The organism is Pseudochrobactrum sp. sp1633 (genome assembly GCF_030376605.1).
In the GTDB taxonomy this organism is placed as follows: Bacteria; Pseudomonadota; Alphaproteobacteria; order Rhizobiales; family Rhizobiaceae; genus Pseudochrobactrum.
This window is the reverse complement of the sequence record NZ_JARRAE010000001.1, coordinates 256919-281823: the sequence shown is the minus strand read 5'-3', so window position 1 is coordinate 281823 and position 24905 is coordinate 256919. Positions and strand designations below refer to the sequence as shown.

Genomic DNA, 24905 nt, shown 5'->3' with positions numbered 1-24905 from the left:
CCTGCTTGGAGAAACATACTCCGGCGAACAAATCAGGCTGCGCTATGGGCAGCATCCAGTGCTTCTTGTGTAACTGGCGCAAGCTCAACAGATTCACCGCAACCGCAGGCAGAAGTCTGATTAGGATTATTAAACACAAATCCTGTCCGCAATGTTGTCACTTCAAAATCCATTTGTGTGCCAAGCAGGAACAAAGCAGCTTCCGGCGCCACATAAACCCGCGCACCATCGCGCTCGATCAGATCATCACCGGCTTTTGCCTCTGCAGCCAGCGCAATTGTATATTCCATACCTGCGCAGCCGCCTTTTTTAACACCCACGCGGATGCCCAACGCATCTTCATTTGAGGCCTGAATTTCGCGCACGCGGTCAGCGGCTGCGTCAGTCAGGGTCATGATGGCAAAAAGTCCCATTAAATTATCTCACTTGTATCTGTTACATGGTTCAAGGCCATGTAGTTTCAACCGGCAGGCTGCAAACCAAAAGATTCTCAGCAAAACGCGGATAACCCGCTCAACCTATAAGCCTTATCTAGTCTCACACAGACATTTTCGCAAGTAAAGCCGCAGCTACAACGGTATTTTAAACAGCGTGCAACAAGCGCTTAAAATTGCCATGATCTGTTTGCAGTCTTTTGCAACAGAACCGAACAGAAGCCCTGCACGAGCATCTTTCTGAAAAAAAGCGGAGATATTAATGGGTACCCGGCAACACCGTCATAACCCCGCCCCTCATGTGCCGGTTGCGCATGCAATCGCTCTCAACCGCAAACAACTCCAGCGCATAACTTTGATGCGCCTGCTGGGCACCACAATTGTTGGCGCCGCACTGCTCACCGGCAGTGCTATTTATGCCAAGGCGGCAGGTTCTGCTGAAACCACCACAGCGCAACAAAAAGTCAAACCGGATGCTCTGAAAAAAGCAGGTGAAGCTGCTACCAAAGATTCTGAAGAAGAAAAAGCGAAGGCTGAAAAAGCCAAAGCCGATCCGGATAAAAAAGAAGAAGTTCAAACATCCGAGCCCTCACCAAAATCAGATGCGGCAGCGGCTCAACCAGCAAATGATTTAGCTGAGCCGGAATATCTGGATAATCGCAGTACGCCGCAGCAGCTTCTGGAATCCTATTACAATGCCATCAACCGCAAGGAATATGCGCGTGCTTACAGCTATTATGCTGAAGGCCAGCAGGGTGATGATTTCGAAAAATATGCCAAGGGTTATGAAGGAACGGAATCGGTAAGCGTCAAACTCGGCAGCAGCGAGCCTGATCCGGGTGCAGGTCAGATCTATTGGTCGGTGCCGATTGCAATCGAGTCCAAGCTCGCAGATGGCAAATCTCAGGTTTATACCGGTTGTTACACAATCAGCATGAGCAATCCCGCGATGCAGGAAGTGCCGCCATTCAAACCAATGTCGATTATGACCGGCACCTTGTCCAAATCGCCACTGCCACTTGAGAAAAGTGTACCGGAAGAATGCGGCGCACCTTAATCTCTGTATTCAATGTTTATAAAAGCCTGTCAGCAATGACAGGCTTTTTGTTTTATGGCTTGCGCGGATGAATGAGCTGCGTGCTGACACCGATCCGGTTCCATAAATTAATCATGCCGATGGCCACGATGAGTTTGGCGATTTCTTCCTCGGAGAACAGTGCTTTCACGCTTTCATAAAGATCATCCGGCACGCCAAGTTCTGCAACCCGTGTCAGATGTTCTGTCCATTCCAGCACAACACGATCACGTTCATCAAAACAAGGCGATTCACGCCATGCGCTCGTCATATACAATGTCTGCATATCCATGCCGTCTTTATGGGCATCACGGATATGAATATCCGTGCAATAGGAACAGCCATTAATCTGTGAAGCACGAATTTTCACCAGATGTAACAAGCGCTTATCCAGCCCCGCCGCATCGACAGCTGCATCCAGCGCCTGAATCGACTGATAGAGTGCCGGTGTAATTTTCGCGATATTCATTCTGTTCTGCATAGGTTTTGTCCAGAAATAAGAGTTTGCTCTAGAATCATCGATATAATATATCGATGATTAGAAAATAACAAATCACGGGTTTTTAAAATGCGCAGAATGAGTGACGGGGTTGAGGCGGCATTGCATTGCGCGCTCGTGCTGTCAGGACTCCCGCAGGATAAGGTTCTTGCAGGAAAACATCTGGCAGAACTGCACGGTGTGTCCGAGAGCTATCTGCTCAAACATCTGCGTGCCCTCACCGCTGCCAATGTGATTATCGCGGTACCGGGCCCGCGCGGTGGCTATAGGCTTGCGCATGCCCCGCAACAGATTACATTACTGGATATTGTCGAAGCGATTGACGGCAAGGAACCAGCTTTTATCTGTCGGGAAATCCGACGCCGCGCACCGGGAAAATCGCAGTATCCCTGCAACTATAAAAGAGATTGTTTTATTAAGTCACGCATGCTGGCCGCTGAGCAACTCTGGCGCGATGCTTTGCGCAGTCAGACTGTTGCCGATCTCATGCAAGACGGCGAACAACAGATCAGCCCTTCCAGCAAACTACTCGTATCCGATTATCTTGCTCTTCATGCCCGCTAAATAAAAAACGCTGCGTTTCCGCAGCGTCTTCAAGCACATCCCGAAAAGTGTGAAGCGGTTTTCGGAGTAAGATGTGCGTACAACCAACAGACAGAGCATTTCCAACATTTCAATTCAAACTGGAAATGCTCTGAAAATCAGTACCAGCCCACAGCAACCTGAGCTTCTTCAGACATACGATCCGGTGTCCACGGCGGATCAAATGTCATCGACACTTCCACATGGGCAACACCTTCAACCGCACCAACGGCATTCTCAACCCAGCCCGGCATTTCACCGGCTACAGGGCAACCCGGAGCCGTCAATGTCATATCGATTTTGACCGTGCGGTCATCTTCAATATCAACCTTGTAGATCAGGCCGAGTTCATAAATATCTGCCGGAATTTCAGGGTCATAAACGGTCTTCAGCGCGCTGATAATATCATCAGTCAGGCGCAGCAACTCATCTTCCGGAATTGCAGAGGCAGAAAACACCTTTGAAACGCCGGTTTCTTCATTCGTATCGGCTATATCTTCAGCATGCATTTGCGGTTTGGTATCCATAATATTTATCCAAAAAACTGTCTTGCTTTTTCAAGCGCTGCAACCAGAGCATCCACCTCGGCACGGGTATTATACATACCGAAAGAGGCACGGCAGGTCGATGTCACACCAAAGCGTTGCAGCAAGGGCTGAGCACAATGCGTTCCTGCCCGCACTGCAATACCGGCACGGTCAATCAGGGTTGAAACATCATGGGCATGAATACCCTGCATCTCAAACGCAATGATCGCCCCTTTATCCGGTGCATTGCCGACAATACGCAGTGAGTTAATTCCAGCCAGAGCTTCATGAGCATAAGCACGCAAATCAGCCTCATGGGCAGCAATTCTCTCACGACCAACACTGCTTATATAGTTAAGAGCAGCGCCCAATCCAATAGCCTGCACAATTGGTGGCGTTCCGGCCTCAAAACGATGCGGCGGATGATTATAGGTAACATTATCAACTGTCACCTCCTCAATCATTTCACCACCGCCCATAAACGGACGCATCTGCTCCAGCATGTCCATACGACCGTAAAGCACACCGATACCGGAAGGTCCGTAAAGCTTGTGGCCGGTCATAATATACCAGTCGCAACCCAGATCACGCACATCCACCGGCATATGCACGGCAGCCTGCGATCCATCCACCAGCACCGGAATGCCGCGTGCATGCGCCAGTTCCACGATCTTTTTAATCGGCAGAACCGTACCCGTCACATTGGACATATGGGTCAATGCAATCAGCTTGGTTTTCGGCGTGATGCATTTCTCAAATTCATCGAGATGAAACACACCTTCATCATCTACAGGTGCAAATACCAGCTTGGCACCCTGACGCTCGCGGATGAAATGCCACGGCACAATGTTGGAATGATGCTCAAGAATGGTGAGCAGTATTTCATCGCCCTCACCGATTTTCGGCATACCATAGCCATAGGCAACCGTGTTGATCGCCTCAGTTGCCGATTTGGTGAAGATAATCTCGTCTACCGAACCGGCATTGAGAAAACCGCGCACTGTTTCACGCGAACGCTCATAGGCATCCGTCGCGGCATTGGAAAGGAAATGCAGTCCGCGGTGCACATTGGCATATTCGTTAGAATAGGCATGCGTTATCGTATCAATAACCGCCTGCGGCTTCTGTGCCGATGCGCCATTGTCGAGATAAATCAGCGGCTTGCCGTAGACTTCACGCGACAGGATCGGGAAATCACGACGGATCGCTTCAACATCATAATTTTGCAGTACAGACGATAATTGATTCATAACAAAATCCTTGAGCGGCCTTTAAAAGCGGGGTCAAATACCCCGCTTTTAGTGTCTGCATCAAAAAGCGGTAGGCCGTAGCGAAAATGGTGATTTCGAGAACCGGAGCGCCGCGTACATTTAAGTACGTGAGTACCGGAAGCACAGAAATTGCCATTTGCAGCCAGGCATAGCGCCTTTTGGATCAGACATGCTTATGCGTGCTTTTCGAGCCAGCTCTGCAAAATATCTTCCAGCTTTTCAACGAGGACCTCGTTTTCCAGCTCTTCGATCACTTCTGCGATAAAGGCTTTGACCAGCAGTCCTCGTGCTGCGTTTTCAGGCACACCGCGTGCCATCAGATAGAAAAGGTGATCCTTCTCGATCTCACGCACCGTTGCACCATGACCGCAAGCCACGTCATCAGCGAAGATTTCCAGCTCAGGTTTGGCTGAAAACTCTGCATCATCCGACAGCAGCAAAGTGTTGCAGGACATTTTGGCATCAGTTTTCTGAGCGATCTGCGCAACGCGGATCATACCCTGAAAAATACCGCGTGCCTTATCGGTCACCACATTGCGGATCACTTCCGTTGAGGTCGTGTTTTCCACCAGATGCCCAACTGTCATGGTAACATCCGTAACAGTTTCACCGCCGAGCAGGTTCAGACCGCGCAGCTGGAAATCAGAGCCTTCGCCCTTAACATCCACATGCACTTCCTGACGCACCAGCTTGCCGCCCGCATTCATCACGAACAGAACCAGCTTGGAGTTCTCACCGATTGTCACATTGATCTGCGACAGCTGGGTGGAAAGATCCGTATGTTCACGCACGATAACCCAAACGATTTCTGAGTTGTCAGCAATGGACACATGGCTCACGCTGGTAGCAAAGGTTTCGCCTTCGCCGCCGATCTGGCGCTCAATGATTGTGGCTTTAACATCCGAGCCGATCTTGACCGGAAAACGCACATGAGACTGACCGGATGGCTGCAGATTCTGCAGTTCGATGGCCTGTTCCAGATCTGTGCCGTCAGCAATCGAGACGCCCCAGCCATCGCTGGCATAGGCCGCATTGATCTGGCCGATTGTGTCATCGTCACCACGGATTTGCAGAGTATGAGCAGCAATGCCCTGTCCCAGAATCTCGCGGATAGCTTCAACGCGTACGCCTTCGATCTTTGCAGGTTTCTGCGCAACACCATTGGCAACGCTCAGCACAGCAGACTGGTCAAGCAAAGGCGCAACAGATTTATGCTCAACACTCGCATCAAACGGCGCTACAGAACGCAGCAGCGTGCGCATATCCGTATAGTGCCAGCTCTCAATACGACGGCCAGGCAGACCGTTGATCTTCAGAGCTTCCAGCGCATTGTCACGGGCGCTTAAAACTTCCGCATCGCCCGGCAGATCACCAACACGGCTTACAAATGCATCAATCAATGCACTTTCTGCCGGTGTCCTGACTTTGGTAGCCAGTTTGGGGGAAATGACGTTCATAATCATCCCTCCCTTTAAGCAGCTGCGCCGATGATTTCAGCGTAACCGTTTTCTTCCAGATGCAATGCGAGGCTCTTATCGCCGGACTTGATCACCTGTCCTTTGTAAAGAACATGCACGCTGTCCGGAACGATGTATTCGAGCAGACGCTGATAGTGGGTGATCACGATCACGGCACGGTCAGGCGAACGCAGGGCATTCACACCATCAGAAACGATCTTCAGCGCGTCGATATCCAGACCTGAGTCTGTTTCGTCGAGAACGCAGAGTGATGGCTCCAGAAGCTGCATCTGCAGAATTTCCGCACGCTTCTTCTCGCCGCCGGAGAAACCGACATTGAGCGGACGCTTCAGCATGGCCATATCCATGTTCAAACCACCGGCAGCAGCCTTAACGCGACGTAGCAGTTCAGGGATTTTCAGCTCTTCTTCACCACGGGCCTTGCGCTGCGCATTCATCGCAACTTTCAGGAATTCCATTGTGGCAACGCCCGGAATTTCCAGCGGATACTGGAATGCAAGGAAAATGCCCTTGGCAGCGCGTTCCGCAGGATCAAGCTCAAGAATGCTTTCGCCGTTGTAGAGAATGTCACCGGAAGTCACTTCATAGTCTGAGCGACCGGCGAGGATATAGGACAGCGTGGATTTACCCGAACCGTTCGGGCCCATGATCGCAGCCACTTCACCGGCTTTAACGGTGAGATTCAGACCACGGATAATTTCTGTATCTGTGTCAGCGATTTTGGCGTGCAGATTAATAATCTCTAACATGAGTGTAACCTTTTATACCGGATCGTTGTACGATCCGCAGAATATCATTTGAGTTGATTAAAGGAGCGGAGAAGCTGTCTCCGCTGCACTTTTTAACCAACTGACCCTTCAAGCGAGATGCCGATAAGCTTCTGAGCTTCCACGGCAAATTCCATCGGCAGTTCCTGAATAACTTCCTTCACGAAGCCGTTCACGATCAGCGCAATCGCCTCTTCTTCCGGAATACCGCGCTGCATCACATAGAACAGCTGGTCTTCAGAAATCTTGGAGGTTGTCGCTTCATGCTCAAACTGCGCAGTCGCGTTCTTTGCCTCAATATAAGGCACAGTATGCGCACCGCAGTCATTGCCGATCAGAAGACTGTCGCACTGTGTAAAGTTACGGGCATTGGCAGCCTTGCGATGAGCAGTCACCTGACCACGATAGGTATTGTTGGAATTACCTGCCGAGATACCCTTGGAGATGATGCGGCTCGACGTATTCTTGCCGAGATGGATCATCTTGGTGCCGCTGTCGATCTGCTGATGACCGTTGGAAACCGCAATCGAGTAGAACTCACCGCGTGAATCATCGCCGCGCAGGATACAGGACGGATATTTCCATGTAATCGCCGAACCGGTTTCAACCTGTGTCCAGGAGATTTTGGAACGGTCGCCACGGCAATCACCGCGCTTGGTCACGAAATTATAAATCCCGCCCTTGCCGTCTTTGTCGCCCGGATACCAGTTCTGAACAGTGGAATATTTGATTTCCGCATCATCCAGAGCGATCAGCTCAACAACAGCCGCATGCAACTGGTTTTCATCGCGCTGCGGTGCAGTGCAACCTTCCAGATAGGACACGTAAGCGCCCTCTTCGGCAATAATCAGCGTGCGTTCAAACTGGCCGGTATCTTTTTCGTTGATACGGAAATAGGTCGACAGTTCCATCGGGCAGCGAACGCCTTTTGGCACATAGACGAATGATCCGTCGGTAAAGACAGCGCAGTTCAGAGCGGCATAATAATTGTCCGAAACAGGTACAACTGTCGCCAGATATTTCTTGATGAGATCCGGATATTCGCGGATCGCTTCAGAAATCGAGCAGAAAATTACACCGGCTTTGGCAAGCTCAGCCTTAAAGGTGGTGACAACGGAAACACTGTCAAACACCGCATCAACAGCCACGCGGCCCGATGCATAGACATTGTCTGCCGGATTGCCGTCAATCTCGCTCGGCTCACCCTGTTTGCGCACACCAGCCAGAATTTCCTGCTCACGCAGCGGAATACCAAGCTTTTCATAGGTGCGCAGCAGTTCCGGATCAACTTCATCCAGAGACTTAGGGCCGGTCTGATTTTTAGGCGCCGCATAGTAGCGGATATCCTGAAAATCAATGTCCGGATAATTGACGCGTGCCCATTTCGGCTCTTCCATCGTGAGCCAGCGGCGGTAAGCATCCAGACGCCATTCCAGCATCCATTCCGGCTCTTCTTTTTTAGCAGAAATGAAACGGATAATATCTTCGTTCAGCCCCTTAGGAGCCTTATCCATTTCGATGGTTGTTTCAAAACCATATTTATACTGATCCACGTCAAGCGTGGCGACCTGATCGATCGTTTCCTGCACTGCAGGCATCGCCGTTCTCCATCCTTGTCAGGGTCAAGGCCCGACAGTTAAAAACGTTATGGCAGCAATCATTTTGCTGTCATAAACATATAGTGCGCAATGATGCGCTATGAAAGCCTTGTGGCTGGCCATGTTTCAAACAGGCGTCGCCGCGACTTTAAGATTCGGCCGGTTTTGCATCACATTGCTGTGTGCAAAAACCTGTAGCCATTTATAAACACTCACCTTTTCAGGCAGCGCTTTTTCCCGATTCGCCGGCAACCTGATCCCGTCTGGTCACAAGTCTCGCGAAAATCGTCAGAAATGCTTCCGCATCCTGTTGTGTGGCCGACTTTTCAGTCGAAACCCGTATTGCGCCGCACTCATCATCATAACCCATAGCGGTCAGCACATGACTGGCTCCGACTTTGCCGGATGAGCAGGCAGAACCGGCTGAAAGCGCAATACCGCCCAGATCAAAAGCGATCTGCATGGTCTCGGCCTTCATGCCCGGCAATGAGATAAAACTCGTATTCGGCAGGCGCTCCACAGCAGCCCCGTGCACCACAGCATCATCTGCCAGCTTGCGCACGCCGTTCTCGATCACAGTGCGGATTGCATCCGACCAGCGCGGCAGATTACTGCCCTCAGTCTGCGCAGCCAAAGCTTCACGCGCAGCTGCGCCAAAACCGGCAATCAGTGGCAAAGCCTCAGTGCCTGCGCGATGTCCCTTTTCCTGTCCGCCACCGCGCACCAGCGCCAAAGGCATAACCAGATCAGAGATCGCAACAACCGCACCGACGCCCTTAGGCCCGCCGATTTTATGCGACGACAGGATCAAATAATCGGCTGAAGCTTTTGTAATATCAAGCGGAATACGCCCTACGGCCTGCACGGCATCAACAATGAAAAAACCACCAGCAGCTTTAACCAGCGCACCGATTTTCTCTACCGGCTGAATAATACCGGTCTCATTATTTGCCCATTGCACAGCAACCAAAGGTAGACCTTTGGTTTTATCATGCGCTTTCAACGCCTGTTCCAGCACATTAAGGTCTACAATACCCTGATGATCCACCGGCAGCACAGTCATATTATCCGCAGCAAAACGTCCGCCGGACAGCATGCAAGGATGCTCAGTTGCGGAAACATAAAGATGTGACAGGCGCAGTTCCGAGCGCCCCATCTTATAGACCGGCGTCAAAAGCGTTGTTGCAGCTTCCGTTGCGCCGGAGGTGAAAAACACATGATCTGATTTTGCATTGCACAGAGCGGCGACGTCGCGTCGCGCTGATTCAATCAGTCCGCGCGCCGCACGGCCTTCCTGATGCACGGAAGAAGGATTGCCTGTCACGTTCAAAGCCGCGACCACAGCCTCGCGCGCAGCTTCACTCAGCGGCGCACTGGCGTTATAATCAAAATAGATACGCGGCTTTGGCATTGCAGACTCTTTCGCGAAGCACCATATTTGCTTTAAAAGCGCAATTATCTTGAAATTTCAAACCAGAGCAGACTATTAAGCTGCATGAGTGTTTTTTACACCCTCCAGTTTTGAAAGATTCTAAAGACGGTTCTAGGATTTATGAGCGAAACAGTCAAGGATTTGCTCATAATTTAGACCGTAAAGTCGCATTCGGTAACGATCAGGCTTATAAATAATAAATACAAGACAGGTGTTGCAATCCGGCCATTTGGCCATGCAACCCGGCGGTTATAGCGGAGTACATATGCCAGAAGTCATCTTTAATGGTCCTGCGGGTCGCCTTGAAGGGCGCTATCAGCCTTCAAGCGAGAAAAACGCACCAATCGCCATCATCCTGCATCCGCACCCGCAATTCGGTGGCACCATGAATAACAAGATCGTCTATGATCTGTTTTACATGTTCCAAAGCCGTAATTTCACGACGCTGCGGTTTAACTTCCGTGGAATCGGCCGCAGTCAGGGTGAATTCGACCACGGCGCGGGTGAATTGTCCGATGCGGCAAGCGCACTGGACTGGGTGCAGTCCCTGCATCCTGATTCTAAAACCTGCTGGGTTGCCGGTTATTCTTTCGGCGCATGGATCGGTATGCAGTTGCTGATGCGCCGTCCTGAAATCGAAGGTTTCATGTCGATTGCACCGCAGCCGAACACCTATGATTTCTCGTTCCTCGCACCTTGCCCTTCATCGGGTCTGATCATTCATGGAGATCAGGATAAGGTTGCACCACCGAAGGATGTGCAGGTTCTGGTTGATAAGCTGAAAACCCAGAAGGGTATCACGATCACGCAGAACACTATGGCCGGTGCCAATCACTTCTTCTCCGGCATGGGCGATGAACTGATTGCGGAATGTTCAGAATATCTGGATCGCCGCCTGATGGGTGAACTGACCGAAGTTCGCCAAAAGCGCTTGCGCTAATCGATAAAATCAAAAGACCGGCCATTGGCCGGTCTTTTTTGTTTATGCTTTTACCAGAACACCGCCACTGACCGGCGTATCGCAGCCGGTTGTTGAAGGATAAGTCAGCGGTAAGTCTTTCAGACTACGCACAGCCAGATAGCCCCAAGCCTCGGCTTCCATGGAATCACCGTCCAGCCCTGCACTATCCGCATCAATCACCACAGCACCTTCAGCCTGTGCCAACTCGGAGAGTTCAGCCATTATCGCGGCATTCTTGCGCCCGCCACCGCTCACAACATAGCTGCGAGGCTTCTGCGGCAGATGCGCTGCCGATTGCAGAATTGATGCCGCTGCCACATAAGCCAGTGTGCGCGCACCATCCTGCACCGACACAACGCCTTTTTCCGGTACAGCAAAATCCCCGCGATCCAGCGAGCGGCGCTGATTGCCGGTGAAAAATGCATTGCTTAAGTAATGTGCAGTCAGCACTGCGTCTGTCTTACCGTTCAGTGCCAATGCACCGCCAGCATCAAAGCTACCCTGCCCGTGTAATTCCATCCACTGATCGATCAGCATATTGCCGGGTCCGCTGTCAAAAGCTGCCAGCCGCCCTGTTTCATCGACATAGGTCAGATTGGAAATTCCGCCAATATTGACGAAGACAACAGGCATATCCGGCTGCTGTTCCAGATTATGCGCTAAAGCCGCATGGTAAGCAGGGATCAACGGCGCGCCCTGCCCGTTATGGCGCATATCCTCGGCACGCATATCATATACCACATCAATACCGGTTTCTTGTGCCAGCAACGCCCCGTCACCGATTTGCACTGTCAGCGCATCATCAGGGCGATGCAGCACCGTCTGCCCGTGAAAGCCGATTACATCAACATCATTCGCGCTCAAACCATTGGCGAACAAAAAATCCTGCACCGCCACGGCATGCAGCAATGTCAGGTCATGCTCAAGTTTTTCAAGAATACCAATACGCTCATCTCGCTGTTGCAATGCCCGCGCATCAACCAGACCTTGCTTCAAGCGCGCGCGGAAAGCATCGGAATAGGTCATGCTGCCGGATGCGATGCGCTCAACCACCTGCTCACCATCGGTCGCGATCAATGCCAGATCAATACCATCCATTGAGGTGCCGCTCATCAATCCGATAGCACGATAGAGTACGGTCATATTTGTCTTTCCGTTTTCAGTATTTCCGGTTTTGGCCATCAGGCAGACGCAAGGAGATCACATAACGCATAAAAACAGCACGAAACTATAACAATTTGCGATAATATCGCTGGTTTCCTCGCCATAGTTTTATTGTGATTTGCCCTACAATAATGTTAAACGCTGGATTGTGTCAGTCACCGGAATAAAATTCACGGCCTGCTCTCTGGGGTCTTCCCATATAACAATCCTTTGTCAGACAGGAAAAATCAATGTCCGGCTTTAAGTCCGATTTTCTACGCACACTTTCCGAACGCGGCTTTATTCATCAAATGTCCGATGAATCGGGTCTGGATGAACTTTTCACCAAGGAAACTGTGACTGCGTATATTGGCTTCGACCCGACAGCATCCAGTCTGCATGCGGGCGGCCTCATTCAGATCATGATGCTGCATTGGATGCAGAAAACCGGTCATCGTCCGGTTGCGCTGATGGGCGGCGGTACCGGTATGGTCGGTGACCCGTCATTTAAAGAAGAAGCCCGCAAGCTGATGACGGTTGAAACCATTGCCGACAATATTGCAGGTATCAAAAAGGTTTTCACCAACTACCTCACCTTCGGCGAAGGCAAAACCGACGCGCTGATGGTCAATAATGCCGACTGGCTGGCAGGTCTCAACTATCTTGAGTTCCTGCGCGATGTCGGCCGTCATTTCTCCGTCAATCGTATGCTGTCCTTTGACTCGGTTAAAACCCGCCTCGATCGCGAACAGTCGCTGTCCTTCCTTGAATTCAACTACATGATCCTTCAGGCTTATGACTTTGTTGAACTCAGCAAGCGTTACGATATGCGTCTGCAGATGGGCGGTTCTGACCAGTGGGGCAATATCATTAATGGTATCGACCTTGGTCATCGCATGGGCACTCCACAGCTCTATGCTCTGACATCACCATTGCTGACCACCTCGTCAGGCGCCAAAATGGGCAAGTCGCTCAATGGCGCAGTCTGGCTCAATGCAGATATGCTGAGCGCCTATGACTTCTGGCAATACTGGCGCAATACCGAAGATGCCGATGTTGAGCGCTTCCTCAAACTTTACACCACCATGCCTATGGATGAGATTGCTCGTCTGGCAGCACTTGGCGGCTCGGAAATCAACGAAACCAAGAAAATTCTGGCCACCGAAATCACTGCTATGCTGCATGGCCGTGAAGCCGCTGAGCAGGCTGCGGAAACTGCACGTAAAACTTTCGAAGAAGGTGCAATTTCTGACAATCTGCCAAGCCTGAGCATTGCCAAAGACGAGCTGTCAGCTGGTCTCGGCATTCAGGCACTGCTGGTTAAAGCCGGTCTGGCTTCGTCCAATGGTGAAGCACGTCGCCACATTCAGGGCGGTGCAGTACGCATCAATGATGTAGCTGTTCAGGATGAACGCGCCGGTATCACTGCCGGTGACGTTACCGAAGACGGTATTATCAAACTGTCGCTGGGCAAGAAAAAGCACATTCTGGTACGTCCGGAATAAGCCTGCATCATCACAGTGAAAATACAAAAAAGCGCGGGCAGAGCGGTGTAAACCGCTCTGTTTTTTTTGTAACGCAGTTTCGGACGAAAAACCGGCTTCCACTTTTTCTGAAACTGCTTAAGTCCGCGCTTTTTTATTGTGTCCGGTTACAAATCAAAACTCAAATATTGAGCGGAAAATTCCCGGCGCAATTGCAGAAATCGGATTGACGATAATATTCGGCTGTTTGGCATTGCCTGCCAGCTTATAGGTAATACCGATCAGGCCACGATCACGACCATTGCCGAGAATAGCACCCAGCACCGGTACCTCACCGAACAGACGGTTCAGACCATAAGCGGGCATGAATGTACCGGTGACAGACATATTGCCGTTGCGGTCATAGAGAATACCCTGAAAAGTCGCGCCAATCAGCGGCCCGCGGATCACGCCGTTTTTCAACGTCAGATAGCCGGAGCCTTTTTCAATCTGGGCATAGCCGCGTTCAAAATCCACGCGTGAGACGTCAATGTTTTTGCGTACTGCCTGATTGAGGCTTTTGCCGCCACCCGTTCCGCTGGATACCAGCTTATCGAGGCGCGGCTCGTTGATAACTGAAAAATCGCGCGCATCAATACTGCCGTAAAGAGGGCCTGTTCCCTGTGAGGTCAGATTAGCCGAAATTCTGCCGCCACGCATCTTGTCGTAGAAATCAAAGAACCGCAGCACCGCTCCCGCATTGGCTGAACTCAGCGCCACAGAGCTCGCACCCTTCTGGTTGCTTGACGTGGCACTGACCTGCGCTCCATTCCCCGTAACTGCATTCAATGACACGCCGGAGACTTTTGCCCCTGCGGTTTCATAAGAGACGGTGACATTGCGCAGGCTTTCATCATAGAAGCCCTTCACATCGTCAATCTGCGCATTAACAACAATGTGCGGGATCGCACCGCCTTTGACTTGGCCGTCTTTTTTCTCATCTGCATTGGTTGATACAGCCTGCTTGATCAGCGCACGCGCATCAAAGGCCGTACCACGCACATCCGCCCGATAACCATTTCCAGACTTGCGCACTTCAAGACGCAAATCATCATTACGGGTCAGATTGAGCTTACGGATACTGGCATTCTGCAATTCATTATTATCAATTGTCAGATCACCGCTGACATGAAAGCCAGTGCCTGCAAAAACGAAATTGCGGACGGAAACAGGGCCTTTCCCATCCTTTGGCAATCTCATATCCAGTGTCAGTTTCGCAGGAATTCCTGCACCTTTTTTCCAGCCAAGCCAAGGCAGACTAACATTGGTTTTAGCCAAATCAGCAGAGATTTTACGTGTTTCACCCTGCTCCTCACCCAGATCAAGGGTCAGCGGGCCTTTGAAAATTTCATTGAGCGCCGGATAATACGTCTCGCGTGTTTTATCATCCAGTTCCAGCCGCACAGTCTGCTGGCGCTTAATCGTCTCATTGGCCAGAGGCTCGGTCAGAGAAAGCTTGGCGGGTATATTATTCAGCCGCGCTGTGGCATCGATTTTTGCCACATTTTCATTCACACTCAGATTGCCTTTAGCCTGCGTTACATTCTGGCCGTTAAACGGCTTTTTCAGCGCAACATTATTGAAGGCAAGATCAGCTTGCCATTGCAGACTGTCCTTAGGTGCGTCTTTGGTTACAGAAAAGGCAACTTTTACCTTTGCATTGACATCGCCGCTCAGATCTTCAGCTGTAAAAGGCAGTTTGCGCAAGGCATTGATCGGCTTATACCCCACCAGCTCGGTGATCGCCGGTGCCTCACCGCTCAAATCAAGATCAAGATCGGCAATAACAGGACGTTGCCGCCCCCAAGGAACGAACAATGTGCCGCCAACCACATCAATCCGGCGGTTGGCAGAGGTAAATGCTGCGCCCTTCTCAAGCTTGATTGTGGTATGCGCACCACGCACAGCAATCGTGCCTGCTGCATCACGCACCGGTGGTATTTCACCAATCACATCAAACCGTGTGCCTTCGACTTTAAAATCCGCTTTAATATCAGATTCAGTCAGATCAGGCGGCAGTCCCGGTCCGTTAAAATGTCCTGCTGGCAGAGCAATGTCGATCCGCCCTTCAGTCATACGTCCGCCAAAAAGGTTTTTCAGCACCCAGTCCCGTGCGCCATCGGCAACATTCAACGGCCAGAGTTGTTTAGCCTGCGCCACCGGCATTCCCGGAATGCGCAGCATAAAGATCATCGCCGGTGAACCATGCCCGAAAATCATCCGCCCCTGACCGTAGAGTTCGCCGGAATCTGTTTTCACATTCAGATCATTGAAATCGACGCGGCTGGCATCCTGCATCAGTCGTCCGGCCACTTTCACTCCGAACGGAAGCGGCGCCTCACTTGAATTTTCAGGGGTACTCAATGCACTTCTTGAAACCAGCTCAAAACGGTAACCGGCTTTTGCAGCAATATCAGGCTCACTGTTTTGAGCGGCTAAAGCAATCTGCTTAACGACAGGCAGGTTTTCTGCCGGAAGCGTGTCGGTTTGCGGCAGATTGGCAGTGTCTTCCACCGGCTCGGCACCAAATGCGCCCTCAAACACTGTGCGCAAACCACCAAGATTGAACTCAAGAGCTTTAATTTCCAGCTTTTCACCGCCGGTAACATGCTCGAAGGCAAGCGCCATATTTCCTTTAATGCCGCGCTCACGCCCCATATCAACAACAGCATCATTCAGGATCAACTTGCCGGACAGCGTTTCTATGTGATCCGGATTGGCTGCCTGCCCTGAAACGGAAAGCGAAGCCGTGCTGTTGACGTGAAAATAAGCAGGGTTCGGCCGGTCATTCGCCATTTGCGGCATGACTTCCTCAGGCGAACCAAGACTGAGCGGAATATCATTCAGCGCCAGAGAAAAAGCAGATGCACGGGCGGGATCATCCGAGCGGGTCATATCAGCCACCAGACCGGTCGTTTTTCCCTGCCAGACGAATTCAGCACTCAGTGTAACTTTTTGATCCGACTGCCGGACCTGCGCATTGCGGATAAGAATTTCCTGATCTTTATCCATCGCGCGAAAGGCAATTGTTACATCATGAAGAGCAATCGCCTTGGTGCTGCGCATATCCAGCAGCGCCAATGTCTGGTCGACACCGGAGAAAACCATACGCGAAAGCAGATCAAAATCAACAAGCCCTCTGTCATTCAACGGTAAGCGAATAATAGGTTCAGGCTTGTTCTGCCCCTCCTCAATCCGCACCACGGCATCACCGATTTCAATCTGCGCAACCTGCACAGAGCCTGTCAGCAGTGGCAAGGGTGCCAGCCCCAGCTTCACAACGCCAAGTTTTTCAATCGAAATGTCCTGGATCGAGCTGTTGAGAGCAACATCGCGCGCTTCCAAAGCCAGATGCCTGTTTCTGTCCAGCGAGACCTGCGCCTGACTGATCGAAACATCTGCATCCGGCCCCAGAATTTCCTGCAAGCGTTGCTGCGCTTCATCCCGCAGCATATCGCTGCTCACGCCCGATCGCAGCACCAGAAAACCGATTGCCGCCAGAACAATCAACGCAAAACTGACAGATACAAACGCACGCCAGCAGTGCCGTATAAAGCTTTTCCGCTTTCTCCGGCGCAATTTGCGGGATGATTTGTTTTTTAGAATATCCTGATGTTCATGGCAGTCTTTCAGCACAGCCTTATTATCAAGATCTGCACCGGCTGACGGATACTGATCCAGACAAATAATGTCACGCTTGTTAAAGCGGATTTTTTGCGGCTTTTCTTTCAAAAACTTAAATCACTATCCGGATTGGCTGCACCTGATTTGCACAATTTTCAAAAGAAACTTTAATACAAGTCGCAGGCATAAATGAAATCATTTGGCACCTGCAACAATACTGCTAACAGAAAACCGGTTTTGGCTCCATCCGAAGCGCCACTGGCCGATAAATATTAATCCGGCAACAGAATCGCTTTAAAGCTAAATCTGCACTGTCAGTTCAATTATACCGCTTCTGCCGTTCCCATAAAGATGAAGAAAGGCACACTTGTGACCAAAGAAACAGATAAAGCCGCCGCAATGCCACAAGACACAATTTTGCAGGCGGGTGATCCGGCTCCGGCATTTCAACTTCCTAAAAACGGTGATGACACCCTTTCCTCTGCTGCCCTGAAAAACAAAGCCTATGTACTTTATTTTTATCCTAAAGATGACACCAGCGGCTGCACACGGGAAGCGATTGATTTTAGCGCACTGAAACCAAAATTTGATGCAATCGGTGTCAGCATCATTGGTGTTTCGCCCGACAACGCGATCAAGCATGACAAGTTCATCAAGAAACACGACCTCAGCGTTGAGTTGCTTGCCGATGAAGAAAAAACACTGAGCACGGCCTATGGTACATGGGTCGAAAAAAGCATGTATGGCCGCAAATATATGGGCGTTGAACGCTCCACATTTCTGATCGGTACAGATGGTAAGATTGCACAGGTCTGGCGCAAGGTTAAAGTACCGGGGCACGCTGAAGCTGTGCTGCAAGCTGCGCAGGAACTATGTGCGGGTTAATAAGCTAAAAAGTGTTTTCGCAACAAATGGAAACACTTTTTTAACCTTGCTACGGTGTATGATCCAAGCAACAGTCCAGAACAGTTTTATGCGTGCTCACAGTTTGTTATAGTTAAAGAGTGATCCGCTCAGACAAACAAAACTGAAGCAGCAAACCTCAGAACACTGCCTTAGAAAACACGCAAATCTGTCTGAAATGATTGCAAGTACCTGCATTTTTTTAGGAATGCAGGGCAAACCGCAGGCTTTACGGGATAAGACGATGCCAGCCATGAGTAAAATTACGACCCGTTATTTTGCACACGTATCCGCATCCCTTGCGAAGTTGCGCATACCCTCCCGTACGGCTGGTTTTCTGCTCGCCGGATTGCTCGGCTCCGGTGTAAGCGCAGGCGCACTTGTGGCCGGAGCACTGGCCGCATCAGTTTTGCCTGCACAGGCACCGCTGAGCGAACCGTCTGCCCTCATTTTAAAAACCGATACCATTGCCGCAGCCCAGCCAATGCCGTCGATGCCGGATCAGGTCTATGATGCACAATTTCATGAAGGTGCGGTTGACCTGAGCGTCGCAACCAGCTTCGCCGGTATTGACCCCTTCATTACCGGTCCTGTACCGAAATAAATTTTCTTTTTTAAAATAAAAAACCGCCAGTGAGCGCTCCTCACCGGCGGTTTTTCTGTTTCAATCCCTGCAAGATCAGTCAATGTCCTGCACATCAGCAGCGGTGCCATGCACACGTTGCGCCAATGCGGCTTCCATGAATTCATCCAGATCGCCGTCCAGCACATCACTTGGGCTGGTGCTTTCAACGCCGGTACGCAGATCTTTGACCAACTGATACGGCTGCAGCACATAAGAACGGATCTGATGCCCCCAGCCGATATCGGTTTTGGAAGAATTGATCTCGTTGGCAGCATCCTCACGCTTCTTCAGCTCTTCTTCATAAAGACGGGCACGAAGCATAGACCATGCCTGTTCCTTATTTTTATGCTGGGAGCGCTGTGTCTGACACTGCACCACAATACCGGTGGCAATATGTGTAATACGAACAGCCGAATCCGTGGTGTTAACGTGCTGACCACCGGCACCGGAAGCGCGGTATGTATCAATACGAACATCCGATTCTGTAACCGCGACTTCGATATTGTCGTCGATCACCGGATAAACCCAGATACTGGCAAAAGACGTATGCCGGCGGGCATTGGAGTCATAAGGCGAAATACGTACCAGACGATGCACGCCCGATTCCGTCTTCAGCATGCCGTAGCTGTTGTGTCCTTTAACGAGAATGGTTGCGGATTTGATACCCGCTTCTTCACCGTTCTGAACTTCCAGCACTTCAACTTTACGGCCGTCCCGCTCACCCCAGCGCGAATACATGCGCAGAAGAATGGACGCCCAATCCTGACTTTCCGTACCACCGGCACCCGCATGAACTTCCAGATAGGCATCATTGCCGTCAGCTTCGCCGCTGAGCAGCATTTCAATCTGACGCTTGTCCAAATCCGCTTTAATGACGCGAATAGCGTTCTCGGCTTCGGTGATGATGGACTTGTCGCCCTCTTCTTCACCCATAGCGATCAGCTCGATATTATCTTCAAGCGAACGGGTCAGAGCCAGAATACCGTTAATGCTGTCATCCAGCTGCTGGCGCTCACGCATCAGTTTCTGGGCTTCCTGCGGATCATTCCACAGGGTCGGGTCTTCGGCACGGCTGTTGAGATAGTCGAGTTGCTTCAGTGACCGATCCCAGTCAAAGATGCCTCCTCAGCAGGCTTATGGCCTGCTTGATTTCAACAACCAAGTTCTCAATCTCAGCACGCATAGCTGCGGCTCCTTTGTCAGTCTTAATTTATATGTCAGTACATGGCTTTAGAGCATAATTCCTTAAACTTGAATCAGTTTAAGCTAAAATTACGCTCTATTTTTAAAGTGTTAGAGCGACCTTGTGTAGCGCCCAATCGGGCGCACGGCGCTCTAATAAAAAAGCATACAGGCACTTTTCAGAAGGCCTGTATGCTGATTGTGTTTAAGCCTGTCAATATTTCAGGCTTCCGTGAGGCTTAATACAAGCCTCCGGAACCGGAATTAATTGCTTTATTGGCCTGCGGAGACTGCGGCAGCACTGGCGACCCCTCCTGGAATGTATCCGCACCAATCACAGAATAGCTATCAGCAGGACCGGTTCCCGGTTTAAAGGCTTCCATAATCACATCAGGTCCGCCGGGCGATGCACGCATACCTGTACGACGGTTAATTGCGATCATCGTCATCCCTTCCGGTACACGGAAGTCGACTTTAGGCGCCCCCTGAAGAGCGACCGACAAGAAGTCCTTAAACACCGGAACAGCAAGACCGGAACCTGTGCCGCCGCGGCCGAGAGCAGCCGGTTGATCCATGCCCAGATAAAGGCCGACGACCATGTCCGGTGTAAAGCCAACAAACCATGCATCTTTTTCATCATTTGTCGTACCGGTCTTACCGGCGATCGGACGGTTCAGGCTGAGCAGCATACGCGCAGTACCGCGCTGCACAACGCCTTCCATCATCGACGTAATCTGATATGCGGTCATCGGATCAAGCACCTGATCGCGCTCGTCAACCAGTTCTGGTTCTTCCTGATTGTTCCACTCTTCCGCATTACAGTTCTGGCACTGACGCGCATCATGTTTGAAAATCGTTTTACCGTAACGATCCTGCACACGGTCGATCATCGAAGGCGTGATCGAACGTCCGCCATTGGCCATGATCGAATAGCCGGTCACCATACGCAGCACAGTGGTTTCACCGGCGCCGAGCGACATAGACAGTACCGGCATCAACTTGTCATAAATACCGAAGCGCTCTGCATATTCCGCAACGGTCTTCATGCCCATATCCTGCGCAAGACGAACCGTCATCAGGTTACGTGACTGCTCAATACCATAACGCAGGGTTGAAGGGCCGGCGAATTTGCCGGAATAGTTTTTCGGGCTCCACACACCAAGCGAACCGCCCTGATCAACCGAAATCGGGCCGTCAAGCACCACGGATGCCGGTGTATAACCGTTATCCAGCGCTGCCGCATAAACAAACGGCTTGAACGATGAACCCGGCTGACGATAAGCCTGCGTAGCGCGGTTAAACTCGGACTGTGCATACGAGAAGCCGCCGACCATCGCCAGCACACGGCCGGTATGCGGATCCATAGCAACCATCGCGCCGGAGATTTTAGGTATCTGACGTAGGCGGTAGGCATCGCCGCTGTCAGCCTTTTTCTCTACATAGATAACATCGCCGACTTCAAGAACACCCGCCGGTGATTTGGCAGATGAGCGCTTACCGGCAATATTCATGCGCATTGCCCACTTCATATCGGCAGCGGCAACACGACCGGTTACACGGTCTTCACTGATTTTTCCTGACGGATCACGCGCAGGCTGAAGCCCGATTTCAAGCGCATCAGGCGTTGCATCCAGTACAACAGCCAGATGCCACTCCGGCACATCGGAAAGACCTGCCACCTCGCCCAGCTCCTGACCCCAGTCAGTGCTCAGATTGAGATGCTTGACAGGCCCGCGATAGCCCTGCGCTTCATCATAACGGATAAAACCATTATGCAATGTTTTGCGCGCCATGACCTGCAACTGCGGATCAAGCGTGGTGCGAACAGAAAGTCCGCCTTCGAGCAGCGAGGCATTACCATAACGGGCAATGATCTGACGGCGCACTTCTTCGGCGAAATATTCACTGGCAAACAGACGACCGTCAGCATTATGCGGCTTCACGCCAAGCTGTGTTTCTTTCGCCTCTTTGGCATCCTCAACCGTGATGTAGCCGTTTTCCTGCATACGATCGATGACCCAGTTGCGGCGCTCAAGCGCGCGCTGGGTATAACGGTAAGGGTGATAATTGGCAGGGCCTTTAAGCAGCGCTGCAAGATAGGCAGATTCGCTGATTGTCAGCTCATTGACCGACTTATCAAAATAGGTCAGCGCGGCACCGGCAATACCATAGGCACCCATACCGAAGAACATCTCATTGAGATAAAGCTCAAGAATCTGATCCTTGGTAAAAGTGCGCTCCATGCGCAGCGCAACAATCGCCTCTTTGATTTTACGGTCATAGGTCTGCTCAGAAGAGAGCAGCATGTTTTTGGCAACCTGCTGTGTGATGGTAGACGCGCCCACAGGGCGGCGGTCATTGCCGGTCAGCTTGTTGACAATATTGGTTGAGACAGCGCGGGTCAGACCCAGATAATCCAGACCATGATGCTGGTAAAACGACTTATCTTCTGCGGAGACAAAAGCAGCTTTAACCCGGTCAGGAACAGCCTGAATCGGCAGGAACATGCGGCGCTCTTTGTAATATTCCGCCATCAGACTACCGTCAGCGGCATGAACGCGCGTTGTTACCGGCGGCTCATATTTGGCCAGCACTTCATAATCCGGCAGGTCTTTGCTTATGCTGCCGACATAGAAGGCCACGCCCCCTGCAACGATCAGCAACAGCACCGTTCCGATGCCGAAAAAATATCCGATGAGCCGTACCATATTTTATCCGGTGTCCCGTTTCAGACTATCTGCATTACATATCATTAACTTAGCAAAAATTCACAGGCAATTTTAGCAGGCCTTCCGGCCTATTGCTATTTTCTCTCTGCAACTCTTTGTCAGGGCTGTCATTTCAAAAACCGATCCTGCCTGATGAAGACAACCGCAGGAAGATATCCGTGCGTGCGATACCGGTTTAAACAGACCCTTTGCGGGTAGTGAACAGCAAATACGTCAAAGACAAGATGAATTCGACGTTTTTAACTCTTTATTCATTTCTGTGACGCTTTTGACGCAGCCGAAACCACGCATATCCGCCCCTCAAGGCTGCGCCTGAACATTGTTACGAAGCGTGTAATATTTATCCACAGCATGAGAAATCCGCTCTACGGCACGTTTGCGCCATGTGGCATCCTTCAGCAGTTTTTCATCATCTTTATTCGACAAATACCCGATTTCCACGAGCACGGAAGGCACATCCGGCGCACGTAACACCTGAAATCCGGCAAAACGATGAGGATTATTGATCAGATTAACCTCGCCCTGCAAAGATTTGACAAGCCCGTCAGCAAAATTCAGCGAAAAAGAATGCGTCTCGCGCTGGGTCAGTTCCATGAGAATATCATGAACGACCGGCGCCTCTTCACTGTAAATACCGGCGCTGGCATCGGAGTTATTTTCGCGCTCCGCCATCGCCTTGGCCACATCATCAGACGCTTTGTCTGACAGCGTATATACTGTGGCACCACGGATATCCTTATGACGGATCGTGTCTGCATGCAGCGAGATAAACAAATCCGTCTCATGCTGGCGCGCTAAACGCACGCGTTCACCCAGCCGCAGGAAAGTGTCATCTTCGCGCGTGAGTAACACATTAATATTCTTATTCTTCATCAACTCGTCACGCAGCTCGCGGCCAAATGCAAGGGTCACATTTTTCTCTAATGTGCCTGAGGTACTTTCCGCGCCGCTGTCGATGCCGCCATGTCCGGGATCAATCATCACAGTAAACTGGTGGCTGGAACCGAGCGTGTCACTGATGGCCGGAGATTCTCCGTCTTTTTCAGACGGCAACGAAGATGTTGTTACTTTTTGGTCGGCCAGCAGCTGTGCGAATTCGCGGTCTGAACTGGCAACAATATCAATCACCATACGATAACCGGCTGAAGATTCGTTTTTAACGACTTCCAGCTTTTCAACACGAAACGGTCCTTTGGCATTCAGGATCAGGCGCGAGCGCTTTTGTGCAATCAGCCCGTAGCGCACTTCGGAAATCAAGCCGCGTGGCTCCAGTGATTCCTTATCAAAACCGAAACTCGCTTCCGGCAAATCAACAATCAGCCGGTGCGGACGTTCCAGCAGATGTGTTTCCACATTCGGCTCACGATCAAACATCACCACGATGCGGCTGCGCAGCTCATCACCGGCCATTTTGAATGTTAAAGCAGCCAGTTCTGGCTTGTTATGTTGCTCGGCCAAAGCAGGACTGAGCGGCAAAGCCACAGTGAAAGCCACAGCGACACCGCATAGCCGGCATTGCTTGCGGACAAACCTGACCGGAGAAATAAAACAGGCTGATAGAATTCGTAAAAACATTGTCTTGATCAAATTGTTGCAAACCTGAGATTTATGTAAATCCTGCGCGCATCTGCTTCACCATATACAAGCTGACTGCTGAGCAGCCAATATGCCGGTTAACCTGCCTATGAATACAATCGTCTTTGCGGCAGTATGGTGTCACATATTTTTAAACCACAGATATTTACGCCCTGCCCCTGTCCGATGCAGCAGCTCTGAAAAACATGCTAGAGCTTTATAGTTAACGAAGCCTTTGTAATTTCCGTCAAGTTTACACCGCTGCTTTCATTTTATTTTCAGGCGATATCCGCCCGCGAATCTGTCCTTTTATGACTCAGATTCGCGCATCCGTGTCTTTGCCGGTTAAGCACGTTCGGACATGTGAAATTTGAAAATTAAACAATTGAAATAGATACGTTATTTTAAGAATCATCAACCAATTTATTTGAAGTACAGACTACGCGTTATTATATTCTGCTTGTCATGTGACCGATCAGGTCCTAAAAGCATTATCAGGTTACAGATCCGTCATCGGAATCATTTTCTGTCCAGCGTCAGGTTTACACCCGCGGACAGGCTCTTATCGTGGCAGATCAGCACAGAACCTGACGGTGAAAATCGTCAGAAAACTGCACAAAACCGTTACGAGATAATTCAGATTTAAAGGATTATCCGGCGGTTAAGCGTAACTGAAGAAGGATTCAGCACTGGCACGGTTCCCCCGGCCACTGCTCTTAAAGATTGCGGATTATGTGAAAAACCATACTCGGCAGTCTGTTATCTGCGGCATTGCGCGTTGTCAGAAACGCTGGTTAAAATGCCGTAACACTTTTGAATTGCTGCATATTCTATCCTTAAGGATATGTGCGGCACTATAATCGGCCTGTTTATCAGGTCTTTCGAGGTCGTTTCGATCGGAACCGTTATGGGTCATGCAGACTTGACCAGTACCAGCCTGAAAATCGCGATTGCCGCAAGGCATCAGCGCGTGAAGA

General features: G+C 50.7%; 19 protein-coding genes. 6 read left to right on the top strand and 13 right to left on the bottom strand.

The window, feature by feature from the left end:
• Positions 1 to 32 precede the first annotated feature (32 nt).
• Entirely contained in the window at positions 33 to 413 is a 381-nt protein-coding gene (gene sufA / locus P8H26_RS01320) for a Fe-S cluster assembly scaffold SufA (RefSeq protein ID WP_289631039.1), read from the bottom strand.
• Between the two features lie 283 nt (positions 414 to 696).
• Here sufA and P8H26_RS01315 point away from each other — a divergent pair, with 283 nt between their 5' ends.
• A complete protein-coding gene (locus tag P8H26_RS01315) occupies positions 697 to 1491 on the top strand; it encodes a hypothetical protein (RefSeq protein ID WP_289631038.1) in 795 nt (264 codons plus the stop codon).
• A 52-nt stretch (positions 1492 to 1543) separates the two neighbouring features.
• Here the strand turns inward: P8H26_RS01315 and P8H26_RS01310 are convergent, their stop codons facing one another.
• Entirely contained in the window at positions 1544 to 1978 is a 435-nt protein-coding gene (locus tag P8H26_RS01310) for a carboxymuconolactone decarboxylase family protein (protein WP_374708195.1), read from the bottom strand.
• Between the two features lie 99 nt (positions 1979 to 2077).
• On the opposite strand from P8H26_RS01310, the gene P8H26_RS01305 reads away from it, so the two are divergent.
• Positions 2078 to 2572: an Rrf2 family transcriptional regulator gene (locus P8H26_RS01305; RefSeq protein ID WP_289631036.1), complete on the top strand. Its 495-nt coding sequence runs from the start codon at positions 2078 to 2080 to the stop codon at positions 2570 to 2572.
• A 137-nt stretch (positions 2573 to 2709) separates the two neighbouring features.
• On the opposite strand, the gene P8H26_RS01300 is transcribed toward P8H26_RS01305, so the two are convergent.
• The 6 genes from P8H26_RS01300 to P8H26_RS01275 form a co-directional block, all read right to left on the bottom strand.
• Complete coding sequence (locus P8H26_RS01300; RefSeq protein WP_289631227.1) at positions 2710 to 3099, bottom strand: SUF system Fe-S cluster assembly protein; 390 nt, start codon at positions 3097 to 3099, stop codon at positions 2710 to 2712.
• Positions 3100 to 3122: 23 nt separating this feature from the next.
• Positions 3123 to 4367: a cysteine desulfurase gene (locus P8H26_RS01295; protein WP_289631035.1), complete on the bottom strand. Its 1245-nt coding sequence runs from the start codon at positions 4365 to 4367 to the stop codon at positions 3123 to 3125.
• A gap of 194 nt (positions 4368 to 4561) precedes the next feature.
• Positions 4562 to 5845, bottom strand: coding sequence for a Fe-S cluster assembly protein SufD (sufD, locus tag P8H26_RS01290; protein ID WP_289631034.1), 1284 nt, complete (start codon positions 5843 to 5845; stop codon positions 4562 to 4564).
• A 14-nt stretch (positions 5846 to 5859) separates the two neighbouring features.
• On the bottom strand, positions 5860 to 6615 hold the full coding sequence (sufC, locus tag P8H26_RS01285; protein ID WP_289631033.1) for a Fe-S cluster assembly ATPase SufC: 756 nt from the start codon (positions 6613 to 6615) through the stop codon (positions 5860 to 5862).
• Between the two features lie 92 nt (positions 6616 to 6707).
• Positions 6708 to 8231, bottom strand: a complete 1524-nt coding sequence (sufB, locus tag P8H26_RS01280) for a Fe-S cluster assembly protein SufB (protein WP_289631032.1) — start codon at positions 8229 to 8231, stop codon at positions 6708 to 6710.
• A gap of 220 nt (positions 8232 to 8451) precedes the next feature.
• Positions 8452 to 9642 carry a cysteine desulfurase family protein gene (locus P8H26_RS01275; RefSeq protein WP_289631031.1) on the bottom strand — a complete coding sequence of 397 codons (1191 nt, stop codon included), beginning with the start codon at positions 9640 to 9642 and terminating at the stop codon, positions 8452 to 8454.
• Positions 9643 to 9928: 286 nt separating this feature from the next.
• Between P8H26_RS01275 and P8H26_RS01270 the strand changes: the two genes are divergently transcribed.
• Positions 9929 to 10603 carry an alpha/beta hydrolase gene (locus P8H26_RS01270; protein WP_022711445.1) on the top strand — a complete coding sequence of 225 codons (675 nt, stop codon included), beginning with the start codon at positions 9929 to 9931 and terminating at the stop codon, positions 10601 to 10603.
• Positions 10604 to 10645: 42 nt separating this feature from the next.
• Here P8H26_RS01270 and P8H26_RS01265 read toward each other — a convergent pair whose 3' ends face one another.
• Complete coding sequence (locus P8H26_RS01265) at positions 10646 to 11767, bottom strand: anhydro-N-acetylmuramic acid kinase (protein ID WP_289631030.1); 1122 nt, start codon at positions 11765 to 11767, stop codon at positions 10646 to 10648.
• A gap of 251 nt (positions 11768 to 12018) precedes the next feature.
• Between P8H26_RS01265 and tyrS the strand changes: the two genes are divergently transcribed.
• Positions 12019 to 13272, top strand: coding sequence for a tyrosine--tRNA ligase (gene tyrS / locus P8H26_RS01260; RefSeq protein ID WP_289631029.1), 1254 nt, complete (start codon positions 12019 to 12021; stop codon positions 13270 to 13272).
• A 153-nt stretch (positions 13273 to 13425) separates the two neighbouring features.
• Here tyrS and P8H26_RS01255 read toward each other — a convergent pair whose 3' ends face one another.
• Positions 13426 to 17022: a DUF3971 domain-containing protein gene (locus tag P8H26_RS01255; protein WP_289631027.1), complete on the bottom strand. Its 3597-nt coding sequence runs from the start codon at positions 17020 to 17022 to the stop codon at positions 13426 to 13428.
• A gap of 291 nt (positions 17023 to 17313) precedes the next feature.
• On the opposite strand from P8H26_RS01255, the gene P8H26_RS01250 reads away from it, so the two are divergent.
• Together P8H26_RS01250 and P8H26_RS01245 are read left to right on the top strand one after the other, a co-directional pair.
• Positions 17314 to 17799, top strand: a complete 486-nt coding sequence (locus P8H26_RS01250) for a peroxiredoxin (RefSeq protein ID WP_289631226.1) — start codon at positions 17314 to 17316, stop codon at positions 17797 to 17799.
• Between the two features lie 271 nt (positions 17800 to 18070).
• Positions 18071 to 18421: a hypothetical protein gene (locus P8H26_RS01245; RefSeq protein WP_289631026.1), complete on the top strand. Its 351-nt coding sequence runs from the start codon at positions 18071 to 18073 to the stop codon at positions 18419 to 18421.
• A 75-nt stretch (positions 18422 to 18496) separates the two neighbouring features.
• Here the strand turns inward: P8H26_RS01245 and prfB are convergent.
• The 3 genes from prfB to P8H26_RS01230 form a co-directional block, all read right to left on the bottom strand.
• A protein-coding gene (gene prfB, locus P8H26_RS01240; RefSeq protein ID WP_289631025.1) for a peptide chain release factor 2 occupies positions 18497 to 19625 on the bottom strand; the annotation gives its coding sequence in 2 pieces (ribosomal slippage) (positions 18497 to 19555 and positions 19557 to 19625; 1128 coding nt in all).
• A 238-nt stretch (positions 19626 to 19863) separates the two neighbouring features.
• A complete protein-coding gene (locus P8H26_RS01235) occupies positions 19864 to 22332 on the bottom strand; it encodes a penicillin-binding protein 1A (RefSeq protein WP_289631024.1) in 2469 nt (822 codons plus the stop codon).
• A gap of 321 nt (positions 22333 to 22653) precedes the next feature.
• Positions 22654 to 23847, bottom strand: coding sequence for an N-acetylmuramoyl-L-alanine amidase (locus P8H26_RS01230; RefSeq protein ID WP_289631023.1), 1194 nt, complete (start codon positions 23845 to 23847; stop codon positions 22654 to 22656).
• Positions 23848 to 24905: the final 1058 nt, after the last annotated feature.